This window comes from Streptomyces sp. MS19, from assembly GCF_047200595.1.
GTDB lineage: Bacteria > Actinomycetota > Actinomycetes > Streptomycetales > Streptomycetaceae > Streptomyces.
In genome coordinates this window covers 157,973-174,172 of record NZ_JBJZOH010000002.1, presented here as the reverse complement: position 1 = coordinate 174,172, position 16,200 = coordinate 157,973, and the positions used below count along the sequence as shown (strand labels likewise).

At 73.4% G+C, this 16,200-nt stretch carries 13 protein-coding genes; 6 read left to right on the top strand and 7 right to left on the bottom strand.

Features of this window, described 5'->3' with window-relative positions:
- Window positions 1-145: 145 nt before the first annotated feature.
- Window positions 146-1,222: a terpene synthase family protein gene (locus ACL02R_RS03305; RefSeq protein WP_412795305.1), complete on the top strand. Its 1,077-nt coding sequence runs from the start codon at window positions 146-148 to the stop codon at window positions 1,220-1,222.
- Here ACL02R_RS03305 and ACL02R_RS03300 read toward each other — a convergent pair.
- The 5 genes from ACL02R_RS03300 to ACL02R_RS03280 are packed head-to-tail and all read right to left on the bottom strand — an operon-like array spanning window position 1,143 to window position 5,662.
- Window positions 1,143-2,630 carry a cytochrome P450 gene (locus ACL02R_RS03300; protein ID WP_412795304.1) on the bottom strand — a complete coding sequence of 496 codons (1,488 nt, stop codon included), beginning with the start codon at window positions 2,628-2,630 and terminating at the stop codon, window positions 1,143-1,145. The two genes, ACL02R_RS03305 and ACL02R_RS03300, sit on opposite strands and share 80 nt — an antisense overlap.
- On the bottom strand, window positions 2,627-3,307 hold the full coding sequence (locus tag ACL02R_RS03295; protein ID WP_412795303.1) for a GTP-binding protein: 681 nt from the start codon (window positions 3,305-3,307) through the stop codon (window positions 2,627-2,629). The genes ACL02R_RS03300 and ACL02R_RS03295 overlap by 4 nt, the downstream gene beginning before the upstream one ends.
- Window positions 3,288-3,665 (bottom strand): DUF742 domain-containing protein, encoded by a 378-nt coding sequence (locus tag ACL02R_RS03290; RefSeq protein ID WP_412795302.1) that lies wholly within the window; start codon window positions 3,663-3,665, stop codon window positions 3,288-3,290. The genes ACL02R_RS03295 and ACL02R_RS03290 overlap by 20 nt, the downstream gene beginning before the upstream one ends.
- Window positions 3,662-4,075, bottom strand: a complete 414-nt coding sequence (locus ACL02R_RS03285) for a roadblock/LC7 domain-containing protein (RefSeq protein ID WP_362963510.1) — start codon at window positions 4,073-4,075, stop codon at window positions 3,662-3,664. Before ACL02R_RS03285 ends, ACL02R_RS03290 begins: the two co-directional genes overlap by 4 nt.
- A 60-nt stretch (window positions 4,076-4,135) precedes the next feature.
- The gene (locus tag ACL02R_RS03280) at window positions 4,136-5,662 is read right to left on the bottom strand and encodes an ATP-binding protein (RefSeq protein WP_412795301.1); all 1,527 of its coding nucleotides are present in this window, start codon (window positions 5,660-5,662) and stop codon (window positions 4,136-4,138) included.
- A gap of 316 nt (window positions 5,663-5,978) precedes the next feature.
- On the opposite strand from ACL02R_RS03280, the gene glnA reads away from it, so the two are divergent.
- A complete protein-coding gene (gene glnA / locus ACL02R_RS03275) occupies window positions 5,979-7,340 on the top strand; it encodes a type I glutamate--ammonia ligase (protein ID WP_412795300.1) in 1,362 nt (453 codons plus the stop codon).
- A gap of 141 nt (window positions 7,341-7,481) precedes the next feature.
- Window positions 7,482-10,475 (top strand): bifunctional [glutamine synthetase] adenylyltransferase/[glutamine synthetase]-adenylyl-L-tyrosine phosphorylase, encoded by a 2,994-nt coding sequence (locus ACL02R_RS03270; protein WP_412795299.1) that lies wholly within the window; start codon window positions 7,482-7,484, stop codon window positions 10,473-10,475.
- Between the two features lie 28 nt (window positions 10,476-10,503).
- On the opposite strand, the gene ACL02R_RS03265 is transcribed toward ACL02R_RS03270, so the two are convergent.
- Window positions 10,504-11,451: a phosphatase PAP2 family protein gene (locus ACL02R_RS03265; RefSeq protein ID WP_412795298.1), complete on the bottom strand. Its 948-nt coding sequence runs from the start codon at window positions 11,449-11,451 to the stop codon at window positions 10,504-10,506.
- Between the two features lie 105 nt (window positions 11,452-11,556).
- The gene (locus ACL02R_RS03260; protein ID WP_412795297.1) at window positions 11,557-12,585 is read right to left on the bottom strand and encodes a LacI family DNA-binding transcriptional regulator; all 1,029 of its coding nucleotides are present in this window, start codon (window positions 12,583-12,585) and stop codon (window positions 11,557-11,559) included.
- 364 nt (window positions 12,586-12,949) lie between these two features.
- Here ACL02R_RS03260 and ACL02R_RS03255 point away from each other — a divergent pair, with 364 nt between their 5' ends.
- Genes ACL02R_RS03255 through ACL02R_RS03245 form a run of 3 tightly spaced genes read left to right on the top strand, consistent with a single transcriptional unit; the run spans window position 12,950 to window position 16,165 of the window.
- Complete coding sequence (locus ACL02R_RS03255; RefSeq protein WP_412795296.1) at window positions 12,950-14,212, top strand: extracellular solute-binding protein; 1,263 nt, start codon at window positions 12,950-12,952, stop codon at window positions 14,210-14,212.
- 13 nt (window positions 14,213-14,225) lie between these two features.
- Window positions 14,226-15,245: a carbohydrate ABC transporter permease gene (locus ACL02R_RS03250; RefSeq protein WP_412795295.1), complete on the top strand. Its 1,020-nt coding sequence runs from the start codon at window positions 14,226-14,228 to the stop codon at window positions 15,243-15,245.
- Window positions 15,246-15,247: 2 nt separating this feature from the next.
- The gene (locus tag ACL02R_RS03245) at window positions 15,248-16,165 is read left to right on the top strand and encodes a sugar ABC transporter permease (protein ID WP_412795294.1); all 918 of its coding nucleotides are present in this window, start codon (window positions 15,248-15,250) and stop codon (window positions 16,163-16,165) included.
- Window positions 16,166-16,200: the final 35 nt, after the last annotated feature.

Sequence of the window (16,200 nt, the reverse complement as noted above, 5' to 3'; positions counted from 1 at the left end):
CCGAGGGCAGAGCTACCCCGCTCCGCCGTGCCGGCCGGGCGTCCGGCGGCGCGGTCGGCGGCGAGGTCGACGGCGCGGTCAACGGCCCTGTCCACAACACAAGCTGCCCACCGAAGCGGGTCCGGTGGAGAAGGGGAGCCACGCCATGCCGCAGACAGTCGGTTTCTTCCTGCCCTTTCCCGTCCACCGCAACCCCGGCGCCGACCGGGCGCGCGAGCACCACGTGGACTGGGTCCGCGCCCACGGCCTCGTCGCCGGCGAGGCCGCCCTCGACCGCTACCGCGACTGGCGGCTCACCGACCTCGCCTCCTACGCCTACCCGGACGCGGCCCCGGACGACCTCGACCTGGTCACGGACGCCGTGTGCCTCGGCTTCCCGCTGGACGACCAGTTCGACGGGCCGCTCGGCCGCGACCCCGAGGCGGCGGCCGGATTCGCCACCGGCCTCGCCGTCATCCCGTACCAGCCGCCGGGCACACCTCCCGCGCTCGACGCGCCCGTCGCCCGCGCCTACGCCGACGTGTGGCACCGCAGCGCCGCCGGAATGTCCGCCGGGTGGCGCAAGCGCGCGGCGGGCAACCTGGCGCGTTTCTTCCGCTCCTACGTGCAGGAGACCCTCAACAGGGCGCGCGGCATCCCCCTCGGCGAGAACGCCTACATCGCGCTGCGCCGGCACGCCGTCGGCACCGCGCCGTGCTTCGACCTCATCGAACGCGCCGGGCACTTCGAAGTCCCCGCCACCGCGTACTGGAGCCGCGAGGTGCAGCTCCTCACGCGCTGCGCGGGCGATGTCGTCTTCCTCTGCAACGACGTGCACTCCCTCGAACGGGAGGAGGAGCAGGGCGACCCGCACAACCTCGTCCTCATCAGGCAGCGCACCCGCGACTGCACCCGCACCCGCGCCCTTGACGACGTGATCGGGCTGGTCCGCGACCGTGTCGAGCTGTTCATGACGCTGGCCGCCCGCCTGCCGAGCATGGCGGCCGGGCAGTGGCGGCTCGACGCGCACGGCCGCGCCGCCCTCGCCCGTTACCTCGACGGGCTGCGCGCCTGGATGGCGGGCAACCAGCGCTGGGGCTCCGTCACCGCGCGGTACGCGGGCGGGGACGGCGGCGCGGGCGTCGGCCCGGCCGCCGACGCGCTCAGTGCCGTCGCAGCAGGGCGCGCAGCCCCCGCCGCGCCCGCGGCGCCGCCGTTCCCTGGTCCGGCACGCGGCGCCTGACCCGGCCGCCCTCACCGGCCGCGCCGCCACCACCGTCGGGGCACGCGCCCGGCCCGCCCGCCGTGCCGCCCGCCGCCGCGCCGGCTCCGGCGTCCGCGTCGGCCTCCCGCTCGGGCGGGCGCGGCCCGAACCGCACGGGCAGCGCGTCCAGATGCCGCGACCACGTGGACGCCGTCCAGCTCAGCCCCTCGGGCTCGACCGTCAGCCCCAGGTCGGGCAGCCGCGCCAGCAGCACCTCGATCGCCGTCTGCGTGATGGCGCGCCCGATGTCCTGCCCCGGGCACTCGTGCGGGCCGCTGGTGAACGCGAGGTGCGACCGGTTGCCGTTCATCGGCGCCCCCGGCGTGGGGCGTACGGCCGGGTCGGCGTTGGCCGCCGCGAGACCCAGGAGTAACACGTCGCCCTTCGCGATCGGCCGCCCGCCCAGCTCGACGTCCAGCGTCGCGAACCCGCCGGGGCACACGGCGATCGGCGGCTCGTCCCACAGCACCTGCTCGACGGCGGCCGGGAGCGTCATCCGCCCGCCGTGCAGCGAGCCGCGGAACTTCGGGTGCGTCAGCACGACCCGCAGCGTGTTGACGATCAGGTTGGTCGTCGTCTCGTTGCCCGCGACCAGGACGAGCCGCAGGTGGTGGACGACCTCCTCGTCCGACAGGTCGGCCGGGTGCCCCACCAGCCAGGACGCCAGGTCGTGCCCCGGGTCCTCGTGCTTGCGCGCGACGAGCGCCCGCAGCGCGTCCTGGATGTACGCGTCCGCCGTGACCGCCTTCTCCGTGCCGATCAGCAGCTGGCGGCTCGCCTCCACCAGCCGCGGGCCCTCCTCGTCCGGCAGCCCGAGCACCGTCGTGAGCGCCAGCATCGGCAGCTGCTGCGCGTACTGCGACAGCACCTCGGCCCGCCCGTCCGCCGCGAACCGGTCGATCAGCCCGTGCGCGTACCGCTGCACGTGGCGGCGCAGCCCGCGGCGGTCGAAGCGGTCCAGGCTCTCGTTGACCGCGCTGCGCAGCCGCTCGTGGACCGCGCCGTCCTGGTGCGTGCAGTCGGGGCCCCACAGCAGCACGGGCGCGATGGGCGAGCCGTTGCCGACGTGGCCCTCCTGCCAGGCGGCCCAGTTGCGGCCGTCGCGGCTGAAGCGGCGCGGGCTGCGGGCGACTTCGAGGACCTCGTTGTAGCCGATCACCAGCCACGCCGGGACGTCGCCCTCCAGCAGGACGGGCACCACCGGCCCGTGGTCGCGGCGCAGCCGCTCGTACAGCCCCGCCGGGTCCTCGGAGGCGGCGGGCCCGTACAGCCGCTGCAAGCCGTCGGGACCGGTCGCGTGGGCGGGGCAGCCGGCGGGCGGGCGGTCGAGGGGCGAGCCGTTCAGCGACGAGCCGGGCGGGAACGAGTCGGGCAGGGACGCGGTCACGGTGCCTCCGATGGGTGGTCCGGCGATGGATGGTCCGGAACGGGAACGGTGGTGGCGGAGTCGTAGAGGTGGCGCAGCAGCGTCAGCAGGACGTCCCGGCCCGACGCGCGCCGCCGCGCGTCACAGGCGATCAGCGGTACGTGCCCCGGCAGGTCGAGCGCGGCACGCAGCTCCTCCGGCGGGTGCGGGGCCGAGTCGGGGAAGACGTTGACGGCCACGACGAAGGGGATGCCGTCCTCCTCCAGCCGGTCCATCGACGGGAAGCAGTCGGCCAGCCGACGGCTGTCCACGAGCACGACGGCGCCGAGCGCGCCCTCCAGGATGCCGTTCCACAGGAACCAGAACCGCTGCTGGCCCGGCGTCCCGAACAGGTAGAGCACCAGCCGCGCGTCGATCGTGATGCGGCCGAAGTCCATCGCGACGGTCGTCTCCGTCTTGTCCGCGACCCCGGCCAGGTCGTCCACGCCGACGCTGTCGCGGGTCATGGTCTCCTCGGTCGTCAGCGGCCTGATCTCGCTGACCGAGCCGACGAGCGTCGTCTTCCCCGCGCCGAAGCCGCCGACGACCGCGATCTTCACCGACCGCTCCGCCGACGCCGGGAGCAGGTCCTGGTCGCGGGGGCCCGGCTCCGCGCGGGGGCCGGGCGGCGCGGCGTGCTCAGAGCCGTTGGAGACCATCGATCAGCGCCTTCAGGGTGTCGGTGTCGGTGTCGGCGGTGTCCTGGCGGCCGTCGCGCGTCTGCCGCAGCTCGACGTGCCCGTCGGCCTCCAGCGCGGTGAGCAGGACCGTCAGCACGCCGAACGGCAGGCCCAGGTACGCGGAGATCTCGGCGGCGGACAGCGGGTACCGGCAGGCCCGCAGCAGCGCGCCGGCCTCCGGTGCCATGCCGGACGGGACGGGCGACGTCCTGGTGACGACGAGCGTCACCAGGTCGAGGGCGAGCGGGTCGCGCCCCCGGGGCGCCGTGCCGCATCCGCCGGTGACGACGTACAGGGGAACGGGCCGCCCGCCGCCCGGCCCGTCCTGCTGTGTCACCGGCCGGTCCGCTCGGGGGTCCTGGGACCGCTGGACAGGTGCTCGCCGATGCGCAGGACCAGGTCGCGCATGCCCCGGCTGACCATCCCCGGATCGACGGTGCGTTCGGCGGTGACGGCGAGGTAGGACCGCTCGCCCGCCGACATGAGGTAGAAGTAGCCGCCCGCGAGTTCGAGCAGGACCAGGCGCAGTTCCTCGTCGGCACCGGGCAGTTCGCGGGCGATGGAGCGGGCCAGGCTCTTGATGCCGGACGCGGCGGCGGCCAGCCGTTCGCCGCTGTCCCGTTCGTCGCCGTGCTGGGCCATGCAGAGCCCGTCCGCCGACAGGACCACGATGTGCTGGATGCCGGGGACCGTGGCGGCCAGGTCCCTGAGCATCCAGTCCATGTCCTTGAACCGTCGCTGTGTCACGTGCGTCTCACCCTCACCGATCCGACCTGCCTGGCTGCGCTGCGCTGCTTGCTGTCCTGGTCACGCCCCCGGCCCCGGGGCGCCCGGGTGCGCCTCGTCCTCCGGGGCGCGCAGTCCGGCGAAGAAGGCGTCCACCCACAGACCGGGGCCGCGGTCCGCCGCCGCGCGGGTGTCGTTGCCGCCGGGGGCCTGGGCGGGCCGGGACGGCGGCCTGCCGGGCGCCGTCCCGCCGGGGCGGTCCCGCTGCGGCGCGCCGCCCGCGTCCGCGGCGGGCCGGGACCAGCGGGACGGCACGATCTCGGTCTGCCGCTTGCGCTTCCCGCGCTGCGGCAGCCCGTTCGCGCCCAGCTCGTACTCCGGCGCGTCCTCGTCCGCCCCGGTGGCCGCGACGGTGACGACGGGAGGGAGGCGCGGTCCCGGCCAGGCGGGGGACGACTGCGGGGGACCGGGCGGCGAGTCGTACGGCGACGGCGGGACGGGGACGATCAGCTCGTCCGGCAGGAACACGACCGAGCGCACCCCGCCGCAGGTGGAGGGGCGCAGCGAGATCCGCACACCGTAGTGCCCGGCGAGGATGCCCGCGACGCGCAGGCCGATCCGGGCGGTCTCGCCGAGGTCGGTGAGGTCCACGCCGTCCACGCCCTGGTGGAGCAGGAACTCCGCGCGCCTGCGCGACTCGGCGGTGAGCCCGGTGCCCTTGTCCTCGATGGAGATCTCGATGCCGAGGGCGACCTCCTCGCTGTTCATGACGACGCTGCTGCCGGGCGGCGAGTAGCGCGTCGCGTTGTCCAGCAGTTCGGCGATGAGCATGATCAGCGACTCGGCGGCGTGCCCGGGGACGGCGACCTCGATGACGCGGTGCTGCTCCACGCGGCGGTACTCGACGATGGGGCCGCTGCCCGCGCGCATGATGTCGAACAGGGTGATCGGCTCCTCCCACCGCCTGATCGGGCGCCCGCCGCCGAGCACGGACAGGGAGGTGGCGAAGCGGCCCGCCACGTTGATGCCGTGTTCGAGGCGCATCAGGTCGCCGAGCATCTCCGGGGTGTCGTGGCGGAACTCCATGGTGCGGATCTCGCCCTGGAGGCGGTGGATCTCCGTCTGGATGCGGTGCGCGATGTTGACGATGGCGCGTTTGCCGGAGTCCCGCTGGTACTCCTTCTCGCGCAGCACGTCGAGCATGGCGCGGAACATCGCGCGGTGAGCGGCGGTCAGGCGCGGGTCGGAGACGCTGCCGGGGTCGGGCGGCGGCATCAGGTCGTCCTCCAGGCGCCCGGCCGTGAGCTTGCGCAGGGCGACGGGGAGGTCCTGGTACGCGAGCACGTCGGTGTCCGCGATCTGCCGCTCGACGCGCTCCTCCAGCAGCGCGACGCGCAGGCCGCGGCGGATCGTCTCGCCCGAGGTCAGGGCGGCCGCGAGCGTGGCGGCGGCGCCGCACCACAGCAGGGACGCGCGGGTGCCGTCCGGCACGAGGAACGCCGCCACGGCCACCCCGAGCGCGAGCACCGCGGGCGGCAGCAGCCACCGTCCCGTGGCGGGCGCGCGGCGACGGACGCGCTGTGACGAACCGGCGTGCAGCATGGACATCCCTCATACCTCGCGACTGACCGTAGTGAGGGCAACTCGCTACGTGGCAGGGACAGTAGAGGTATCGCGGCCCGTGCCGCAGGCAGTTGCGGAAAGGTCCCCCGAATGGGCCCATCGGCGTGTGCGAGGGGGACGCCGCGGCGACCGGCCGCGGCCGGTCATTCGATGGCCAAAGATTAATAATGGGAGCGGGTGCGAGGTCCGGCGGTCGCGCATGTGCAACGCCGCGGAAATCCTGTGATGGGATGCTCAGGAGCCCCGAGTGCCCCGCGACGGGGGGACAGAGCCGTCTTGACCAGCGAGGATGGGTGTGGAAATGGAGAAGCAGCAGGAGTTCGTGCTCCGAACGCTTGAGGAGCGGGACATCCGTTTCGTGCGCCTGTGGTTCACCGATGTGCTGGGCTTCCTGAAAAGCGTCGCGGTCGCCCCCGCCGAGCTGGAGCAGGCCTTCGACGAGGGGATCGGCTTCGACGGCTCGGCCATCGAGGGCTTCGCGCGCGTGCACGAGTCCGACATGATCGCCAAGCCCGCGCCCAGCACGTTCCAGATCCTGCCCTGGCGCGCCGAATCGCCGGGCACCGCGCGCATGTTCTGCGACATCCTGATGCCGGACGGCTCGCCCTCCTACGCCGACCCGCGCTACGTGCTCAAGCGCGCGCTGGCCAAGAGCTCCGACCTCGGCTTCACGTTCTACACCCACCCCGAGATCGAGTTCTTCCTGCTGAACGACCGGCCCGTGGACGGCACGCGCCCCACCCCCGCCGACACGTCCGGCTACTTCGACCACACCCCGCAGAACATCGGCATGGACTTCCGCCGCCAGGCGATCACCATGCTCGAATCCATGGGCATCTCGGTCGAGTTCTCCCACCACGAGGGCGCGCCAGGACAGCAGGAGATCGACCTGCGCTACGCCGACGCGCTCTCGACGGCGGACAACATCATGACGTTCCGCCTGGTCATGAAGCAGGTCGCGCTCGAACAGGGCGTGCAGGCCACGTTCATGCCGAAGCCGTTCTCCGAGTACCCGGGCTCCGGCATGCACACCCACCTGTCGCTCTTCGAGGGCGACCGGAACGCGTTCCACGAGACCGGCGCCGAGTACCAGCTGTCCAAGGTCGGCCGCTCGTTCATCGCCGGGCTGCTGCGGCACGCGGGCGAGATCTCCGCCGTCACCAACCAGTGGGTCAACTCCTACAAGCGCATCTGGGGCGGCACACAGCGCACGGCGGGCGCGGGCGGCGAGGCGCCGTCGTACATCTGCTGGGGGCACAACAACCGCTCGGCCCTGATCCGCGTCCCGATGTACAAGCCGGGCAAGACCGGCTCCACCCGCATCGAGGTCCGCTCGCTCGACTCGGGCGCCAACCCGTACCTGGCCTACGCCGTGCTGCTCGCCGCCGGGCTCAAGGGCGTCGAGGAGGGGTACGAGCTGCCGCCCGGCGCGGAGGACGACGTCTGGGCGCTCACCGACCACGAGCGGCGGGCGCTGGGCATCGAGCCCCTCCCGCAGAACCTCGGCGAGGCCATCAACCTCATGCAGCACAGCGAACTGGTCGCCGAGACGCTCGGCGAGCACGTCTTCGACTTCTTTCTGCGCAACAAGCGCCAGGAGTGGGAGGAGTACCGCTCCGAGGTGACCGCGTTCGAACTGCGCAAGAGCCTCCCGGTCCTGTAGCCGCGCGGCCGGGGGGCGTCCCGTCGCCCCCGGCCCGCCGGGGGCGACGGCGTACCCTCTAGGGCGGGCGCGGCGACGACGGGACCCGCGCAGGTCGGACCGGCCGTGACGGCCGTCGCCGTGGAAGGAGATGGTCCATCCGTGCCGGTCGAGGGACGGCGGGACAGCAGGTCGGGCCAGCTGCTGCGCCGGGGATTCACCGACGTGCGGACGGCCGCGCGGCTCCTGGACGACCCCGCCCTCGGGCCCGTCGGCGGGCAGGGCGTCCTCCTCGACGCCCTCGGCGCCACGGCCGACCCGGATCTCGCGCTGCGCGCCCTGCTCCGGCTCGTGGAGGCGCAGCCGGACGGCGACCGGGCCAGGCTCCTCGACACCCTCCTCGCCGCCAAACCGCTGCGCGACCGGCTGCTCGCCGTCCTCGGCGCGTCCGAGGGCCTGGGCGACCACCTCGCGCGCCATCCCGACCACTGGCAGGCCCTCGTCGCGTTCGAACGGGCCGACCTGCACCCCGGCACCGCCGAGTTCGAGGCCGCCCTCGCCCCGGCCGCCGACCCCGACGCGCTGCGCGTGCGCTACCACCGCGCCCTCCTCACCATCGCCGCCCGCGACCTCACCGGCACGAGCGGCTTCGCCGAGACCGCCGCCGAACTGGCCGACCTCGCCACCGCCACCCTGCGCACCGCCCTGCGCCTCGCCGCCGACGAGTCCCCGGAGGACGCCGCCGCCTGCCGCCTCGCCGTCATCGGCATGGGCAAGTGCGGCGGCCGCGAGCTGAACTACGTCTCGGACGTGGACGTCGTCTTCGTCGCGGAACCGCCCCGGCCCCTCGGCGGCGGCGAGCCCCCCGAGGGCACGGACGGCCCCGCCCTCCAGGCCGCGACCCGCCTCGCCGCCCGCATGATGCGGATCTGCTCCGACACCACCGCCGAGGGCACCATCTGGCCGGTGGACGCCAACCTCCGCCCCGAAGGGCGCAACGGCCCCCTCGTCCGCACCCTCTCCAGCCACCTCGCGTACTACCGCCGCTGGGCGAAGACCTGGGAGTTCCAGGCGCTCCTCAAAGCACGCCCGGTCGCGGGCGACACGGACCTCGGCGCCGACTACCTCGCCGCCGTCGCCCCCCTCGTCTGGCAGGCCGCCGAGCGCGAGAACTTCGTCCCCGACGTCCAGCGCATGCGTCGCCGCGTCGAGGACTCCCTGCCCAAGGCCCAGGCGGAACGCGAGCTGAAGCTCGGCCCCGGCGGCCTGCGCGACGTCGAGTTCGCCGTCCAGCTCCTCCAGCTCGTCCACGGCCGCACCGACCCCGAACTGCGCAGCCCCACCACGCTCGACGCCCTGGCCGCCCTCGACGCGGGCGGCTACGTCGGCCGCCAGGACGCCACGTCCCTCGAAGCCTCCTACCGCTTCCTGCGCACCGTCGAGCACCACATCCAGCTCCACCGCCTGCGCCGCACCCACCTGATGCCCACCGACGAGGCCGACCTGCGGCGCCTCGGCCGCTCCCTCGGCTTCCTCGGCGAGCCCGTGCAGGAGCTGACCACCGCCTGGCGCCGCCACACCTCCGCCGTCCGCCGGCTGCACGAGAAGCTGTTCTACCGGCCGCTGCTCGACGCCGTCGCCCGCCTCGACGCGGGCCAGGCGGTGCGCTTCGGCCAGTCCGCCGCCCGCGAGCGCCTCGAAGCGCTCGGGTACGCCGACCCCGCCGCCGCCATGCGGCACCTCGCGGCCCTCGCCTCCGGGGTCACCCGCAAGGCCGCGATCCAGCGCACCCTGCTGCCCGTACTCCTCGACCGCTTCGCCGACTCGGCCGACCCGGACGCCGGGCTCCTCGGCTTCCGCAAGGTCTCCGACGCCCTCGGCAGCAGCCCCTGGTACCTGCGCCTCCTGCGCGACGAGGGCGCCGCCGCCGAGAACCTCGCGCGCGTCCTGTCCGCCGGGCGCTTCGCCTCCGACCTGCTGCTGCGCGCCCCCGAGGCCGTCGCCCTGCTCGGCGACCCCGAGGGCCTGGCGCCGCGCGGGCGCGCCGCCCTCACGCAGGAGGTCCTGGCCGCCGTCCGCCGCGCGGGCGACGCCGGGCAGGCCGTCACCGCCGTGCGCGGCGTGCGGCGGCGCGAGCTGTTCCGTACGGCGGCGGGCGACCTCGTGGCCGACCGGGGCCCCGACGAGGTCGGCGCCGCCCTCACCGACATCAACGCCGCCACGATCACCGCCGCCCTCGAAGCCGCCACCAGCGCGGTCTGCCCCGAGGGGCCCGCCTGCCGCCTCGCCGTCATCGCCATGGGCCGCTTCGGCGGCCACGAGCTGGGCTACGGCTCGGACGCCGACGTGGTCTTCGTCCACGAGCCGCTGGGCACGGACGGCGACGGCGACGGCGACCAGCGCGCCGGGCGGGACGCGTTCGCCGTCGTCACCGAGATGACGCGCCTCCTGCGGCTGCCGAGCAGCGACCCACCCCTGCTCATCGACACCGACCTGCGGCCCGAGGGCAGGAGCGGCCCGCTCGTCCGCTCCCTCGCCAGCTACGCCGCGTACTACCGCCGCTGGTCGCTCGTCTGGGAGAGCCAGGCCCTGCTGCGCGCCGAGCCCGTCGCGGGCGACCCGGACCTGGGCGCGCGGTTCACCGCCCTCGTGGACCCGCTGCGCTACCCCGAGGACGGGGTGGGCGAGGACGCGGTGCGCGAGATCCGCCGCCTCAAGGCCCGCATGGAGGCCGAACGGCTCCCGCGCGGCGCCGACCCGACGCTGCACACCAAGCTGGGGCGCGGCGGCCTGTCCGACATCGAGTGGACCGTGCAGCTCCTCCAGATGCGGCACGGCGCCGCGTTGCCCGCCCTGCGCACCACTCGTACGCGCCCCGCGCTGGCCGCCGCCACGGAGGCGGGCCTGCTCGGCGCGGAGGACGCGGCGGTGCTGGACGAGGCGTGGCTGCTGGCCACGCGGGTGCGGAACGCGGTGATGCTGGTCAGGGGCCGCCCGCTCGACTCGTTCCCCAGCGACGGCAGGGAGACGGCGGCGGTGGCCCGTTACCTGGGGTACGAGCCGGGGGCCGCCGGGCGCATGCTGGACGACTACCGCCGCATCACCCGCAGGGCGCGGGGTGTGGTGGAGCGGCTGTTCTACGAGTACGAGGAGTAGGGACGGAGAGGGGCGTGCGGGGCGCGGCTCACGGGTCGGGTGTGCCGGGGCCGCCGCGCCGGGCGGACCGCCCGGCGTCGCCCGTCAGGCCCGTCCGGCGCGCCAGGCGCAGCAGCGCGGGCGGGTCGTCCGCCACGTCGCGCGGCAGGCGGTAGCACCAGCGCCCGAACCACAGGTACGACACCAGGTAGCCGAACGCCAGGCAGGCGAGGCCGCCCACGGCGTCCATCCAGAAGTGGTTGGCCGTGGCGACGATCACCAGCAGCGTGAGGACCGGGTAGAGCGCCCCCAGCACCTTCACCCACAGCGGCCTGGCCAGCACGGCGATGGTGATGCCGCACCAGGTGGACCAGCCGATGTGCATGGACGGCATGGCGGCGAACTGGTTGGACACCTCCGACATGGCGCTGCCCTCGGTGGAGAGCGAGCCCCATGTGTGGTGGACGCTGGAGGTGTCGATGAAGTCCATGCCGGACATCAGCCGGGGCGGGGCGAGCGGGTAGAAGTAGTAGCCGACGAGAGCCACGGCGGTGGTGGCGAACAGGACGAGCCGTGTCGCGCCGTACCGCCCGGGGTGGCGGCGGAAGAGCCACACCAGGACGCCGATGGTCACGACGAAGTGCAGCGTGGCGTAGTAGTAGTTCATCGGCACGATGAGCCATGTGACGCCGGCTATGGCGTGGTTCACGGCCAGCTCGAAGTCGAGGCCGATGCTGCCCTGGAAGTCCCAGATCCAGTGCGCGTGGTGCTGCGCCTGCTCGACGCGGGCGGGGGCGGCGTTGCGGACGGCCGAGTACACGGCGTAGCTGACGGCGATCAGCAGCAGTTCGAACCACAGTTTCGGCCGCCGGGGTACGCGCAGTCCCGCCAGCCGCCGGGGGCGTTCCCGGGGACGTGAGGTCCCCTCCTCCCGCCGTGGGGGCAGTTTCGGTGCGTTCACCCGGTCATCTTTCGGCCTGACACTGATCTCCCCCATGGGCACACAGTCTGCCAGAGGGGTTCATCGACCCGATCATCCTCCCGTCCGGTCTTCACCCCCACGCGGATGGGGGCCGAACGGGGGAGGGGCGCGGCGCGCCGGTCAGGCGCGCGCGGCGGGGGGCGCGGCGGCCGTGGAGCCGCGTACGACCAGCTCCGGCAGGAAGACGAACTCGCTCGGCGGCGCCGGGGTCCCGCCGATCTCCTCCAGGAGCGCGCGGACGGCGGCCTGGCCCATCGCGGGGACGGGCTGCCTGATGGTGGTGAGCGGCGGGTCGGTGAACGCGATCAGCGGCGAGTCGTCGAAGCCGATGACCGAGCACTCCTCGGGCACCGCGAGGCCGCGCTGCCGCGCCGCCCGGATGGCACCGAGTGCCATCATGTCGCTGGCGCAGACGACGGCCGTGCAGCCGCGCGCGAGCAGCTCCGCCGCCGCGGCCTGGCCGCCCTCCAGCGTGTACAGGGAGTGCGCGATCAGCCCGCGCGCCTCCTCCTCGCCGACGCCCAGTTCCGCCGCCATCCCGGCGAGGAAGCCCTCGATCTTGCGGAGCACCGGCACGAACCGCGCCGGGCCGAGCGCGAGGCCGATCCTGCGGTGGCCGAGCGAGACGAGATGGGTCAGCGCGAGCCGCACCGCCGCGCGGTCGTCGGGCGAGACGAACGGGGCGCGGACGTGCGGCGACCAGCCGTTGATCAGCACGAACGGCACTCCGTGCCCGCGGAGTCGCTCGTACCGCTCCATGTCGGCGCTGGTGTCGGCGTGCAGCCCGGAGATGAAGAGGATGCCGGAGACGCCCCGTTCGACCAGCATCTCGGTCAGCTCGTCCTCGGTCGAGCCGCCCGGGGTCTGGGTGGCGAGGACGGGGGTGTAACCCTGACGGGTGAGTGCCTGGCAGATGACCTGCGCGAAGGCCGGGAAGATCGGGTTCTCCAGCTCCGGGGTGATCAGCCCGACGAGGCCCGCGCTGCGCTCCCGCAGCCGGGCGGGCCGCTCGTAGCCGAGCAGGTCGAGGGCGGTCAGGACGGAGTCACGGGTGGCCGCGGCGACGCCGGGCCTGCCGTTGAGGACACGGCTGACGGTCGCTTCGCTGACCCCCGCCTGTGCTGCGATGTCAGCTAGCCGCGCGGTCACAGACCGGGACTGTACCGGGCAGGACCGGCGCTGCCCACCGTGGCCGGAGAAGTGTGCCGGAATGTGGGCGTTCACCCCTTGCAGCCGGTGTGCAAGTTCTTCCATGCCCTGTCCGGCTCTTCCGGTCTGTCCCCGCGCCGCCGGAACCCGTGCGGTGACCGGTTCCCGGGCCGGTTTCCGCACGTGGGGAGGTCACGGCGTGAGCGTGAACGGGACCTCGGGCGGGCGCCTTGCAGAAAGTTGCCGCAAGCTCTTTCCAAAAGATTGCCCCGCTGTTACGTTCCTCCTCGGCCCGGCGCCGCACCGGCGCGGCGCATAGGGTGGAAATGCCCCCGAAACGGGCGGAATGCTTGAGGGAGTTCACATGCGACGCAGCATAGGGACGACGGCCGTGGTGGCGGCCCTGGCGCTTGCCGCAACGGCTTGCGGCAGTGACGACGGGGACGGCGGCGGGGACGGCGGCGGCTCGGCCGGCGGCGAGCTGTCCGGCACGGTCACCTTCTGGGACACGTCCAACGAGACCGAGGCCGAAGTCTTCCAGGCCGTCGCGGAGGCCTTCGAGGACGAGCACCCGGGCGTCACCGTCGACTACGTGAACGTCGGCTTCGACGACGCGCAGAACCGCTTCAAGAACGCCGCCGCCGCCAACGAGGCGCCGGACGTCATGCGCACCGAGGTCGCCTGGGTCGCGGACTTCGCCAGCCTCGGCTACCTCTACCCGCTGGACGGCACCGCGGCCGTCGAGAACGAGGACGACTTCCTCCCCACCGCCTGGGCCAGCACCCAGTTCGACGGCCAGACGTACGCCGTCCCGCAGGTCACCGACACCCTCGCGCTCTTCTACAACCGGGCGCTGCTGGACGAGGCCGGCGTCGAGGTCCCCGAGTCCCTCGACGACGTCGAGGCCTCCACCGACGCCTTCGACGCGGTCGGCGCCACCCCGCTGTACGTGCGCGGCGACGACCCGTACTGGTTCCTGCCCTTCCTCTACGGCGAGGGCGGCGACATGGTGGACGCCGAGGCCCAGCGCGTCACCATCGACGACGAGGCCGGTGTCGCGGCCTTCGCGCGCATGCAGTCCCTGATCGACTCCGGCGCCGCCATCACCGACGTCAGCGACGGCTGGGAGAACATGATGTCCACCTTCGCCGACGGCGAGGTGGCCATGATGGTCAACGGCCCCTGGGCCATCGCGGACGCCACCGCCGCCCTCGGCGACGACCTCGGCGTCGCCCCCGTCCCGGCCGGCGGCCGGACCCAGGCCTCCCCGCTCGGCGGCTGGAACTACGGCGTGTACGCGGGCACCCCCGAGGCCGACGCGTCCTTCGAGTTCGTCCGCTACATGAGCTCGGCCGCCACGCAGCAGCGCGTCACCGAGGAGCTGAGCCTCCTGCCGACCCGCGCGTCCGTCTACGACGCGGAGTCCGTCCAGGCCAACGAGATGGTCCAGTTCTTCAAGCCCGCCGTGGACGTGGCGCACGAGCGCCCCTGGATTCCGCAGGCCCAGTCGCTGTTCGAGCCGCTGCGGATCTCCGTCCAGGCCATGCTGACCGGCTCCGCGTCCCCCGCCGAGGCCGCCGCCGACACCGGCGAGGCCTACCGCGACCTCCTCGAAGACTGGCAGTGAGGCGGAGCGGACCATGGCTGACGCCGTCACCCCGCCCAGCACGGTCCCGGCCCGAGCCGCGGAAGCGCACAGCGCCCGCGGCCCGCGCCGCCGTGCGGACGCGCCCCCCGGCCGCCTGCGCCGCAGGCTGAACACCTACTGGTACGCGTGGGCCATGGTCGCCCCGGTCGTCGCCGTCATCGGCGCGATCATCGGCTGGCCCCTCGTACGCGGCATCTGGCTGTCCCTCACCGACGCCGACGAGGCGAACGTCGAGCGGCAGATCGGGGTCAACCACATCGAGGCGACGTACGAGTTCGTCGGCCTCGACAACTACCGCGACATCCTCCAGGACGGCGCCTTCTGGGACCGCCTCGGCTGGACCGTGGTGTGGACGGTGTCCTGCGTCGGCATCACATTCACCCTCGGCCTGACGCTGGCCACCATGCTGAACCGCGCCTTCAAGGGCCGCACCTTCTACCGCATGGCGCTGATCCTGCCCTGGGCCATCCCCGCCTTCGTGTCGGTCTTCGCCTGGCGCATGCTCTTCAACGAGCGCAACGGCATCCTCAACGGCGTCCTGGACAACGCGGGCATCGACGGCGTCCCGTGGCTGTCCGACCCGACCTGGGCGAAGGTCGCCGTCATCGGCGTCAACGTCTGGCTCGGCGTCCCGTTCATGCTCGTCGCGATGCTCGGCGCCCTCCAGTCCATCCCCGCCGAGCAGTACGAGGCGGCCGAGATGGACGGCGCGAACGCCTGGCAGCGCTTCACCCACATCACGCTGCCCGGCGTCCGCCCGGTCGCCATGACGGTGGTCCTGCTCAGCACCGTCTGGACCTTCAACATGTTCCCGGTGATCTTCCTGCTGACCCGGGGCGGTCCGGCGGGCTCCACCGACATCCTGGTGACCGAGGCGTTCCGGCTCGCCTTCGTCTCCAGCCCCCGCGACTTCGCGAACTCCGCCGCCTGGGGCGTCCTCATCCTGCTGCTCCTGGTGCTGTTCGCGATCGCCTACCGCAAGGCGCTCCGCAAGCAGGGAGAGGTGTGGTGACGATGGCCACCGACACGGCACAGGCACGCCCCGCCGGGCCCCCGCCCACCGGGCCGGCCGTCACCGGCGGGCAGCGGGGCCGCCCGCCCCGCAGGCGCGGCGAACGCGGCCGCGCCGCCTCGATCGGCCTGCACGCCGGACTGCTGGCCGCCGCGTTCATCGCGGTGTTCCCGCCGTTCTGGCTGCTGGTCACCTCGTTCAAGCCGAAGAGCGAGACGTTCTCGCTGAGCATCGTCTCGGACTTCACGCTCGGCAACTACGACCACGTCATCAACGACACCGAGTTCCTCACCTGGTTCGGCAACTCCCTGCTGATCGTGGTCGTCACGACCGTCATCGGCGTGCTGATCTCCTCCACCACCGGCTACGCGCTCAGCCGCTTCCGCTTCCCCGGCATGCGCCCGCTGATGTGGACCCTGCTGATCACGCAGATGTTCCCGTTCGCCGTGCTGATCGTCCCCCTCTACAACCTGATGTCGCGCTACGGCCTGCTCAACCAGCCGGTCGCGCTCGTCGTCACCTACCTGACGATCGCCGTGCCCTTCTGCGCCTGGATGATGAAGGGCTTCTTCGACACCGTCCCCGTCTCCATCGACGAGTCGGGGCGCGTCGACGGCCTCGGCCCGTTCGGCACGTTCTGGCGGCTCATCATGCCGCTGGCCCGTCCTGGCCTCGCCGTCACCGGCTTCTACACCTTCGTGACCGCGTGGGCCGAGGTGGCCTACGCGACCGCCTTCATGACCGGCGAGGAGAACCTCACCCTCGCCGGCGGCCTCCAGACGTTCGTGAACCAGCACACCCAGGACTGGCACCTCATGACAGCCGCCGCCGTCCTCATCGCCGTACCCGCCACCCTCGTGTTCGGCTACGCGCAGCGCCACCTGCAAGCGGGACTGACCGCCGGCTCGACCAAGGCATGAGGCACCGCCGGGCCCGGAGCACCACCCGCGCTCCG

Bases quoted from the DNA above. Each gene is read 5' to 3' on its own strand.
- ACL02R_RS03305 (WP_412795305.1), top strand. From the start codon at position 146: ATGCCGCAGACAGTCGGTTTCTTCCTGCCCTTTCCCGTCCACCGCAAC.
- ACL02R_RS03295 (WP_412795303.1), bottom strand. From the start codon at position 3,307: ATGGTCTCCAACGGCTCTGAGCACGCCGCGCCGCCCGGCCCCCGCGCG.
- ACL02R_RS03280 (WP_412795301.1), bottom strand. From the start codon at position 5,662: ATGTCCATGCTGCACGCCGGTTCGTCACAGCGCGTCCGTCGCCGCGCG.
- glnA (WP_412795300.1), top strand. From the start codon at position 5,979: ATGGAGAAGCAGCAGGAGTTCGTGCTCCGAACGCTTGAGGAGCGGGAC.
- ACL02R_RS03265 (WP_412795298.1), bottom strand. From the start codon at position 11,451: ATGGGGGAGATCAGTGTCAGGCCGAAAGATGACCGGGTGAACGCACCG.
- ACL02R_RS03255 (WP_412795296.1), top strand. From the start codon at position 12,950: ATGCGACGCAGCATAGGGACGACGGCCGTGGTGGCGGCCCTGGCGCTT.
- ACL02R_RS03250 (WP_412795295.1), top strand. From the start codon at position 14,226: ATGGCTGACGCCGTCACCCCGCCCAGCACGGTCCCGGCCCGAGCCGCG.
- ACL02R_RS03245 (WP_412795294.1), top strand. From the start codon at position 15,248: ATGGCCACCGACACGGCACAGGCACGCCCCGCCGGGCCCCCGCCCACC.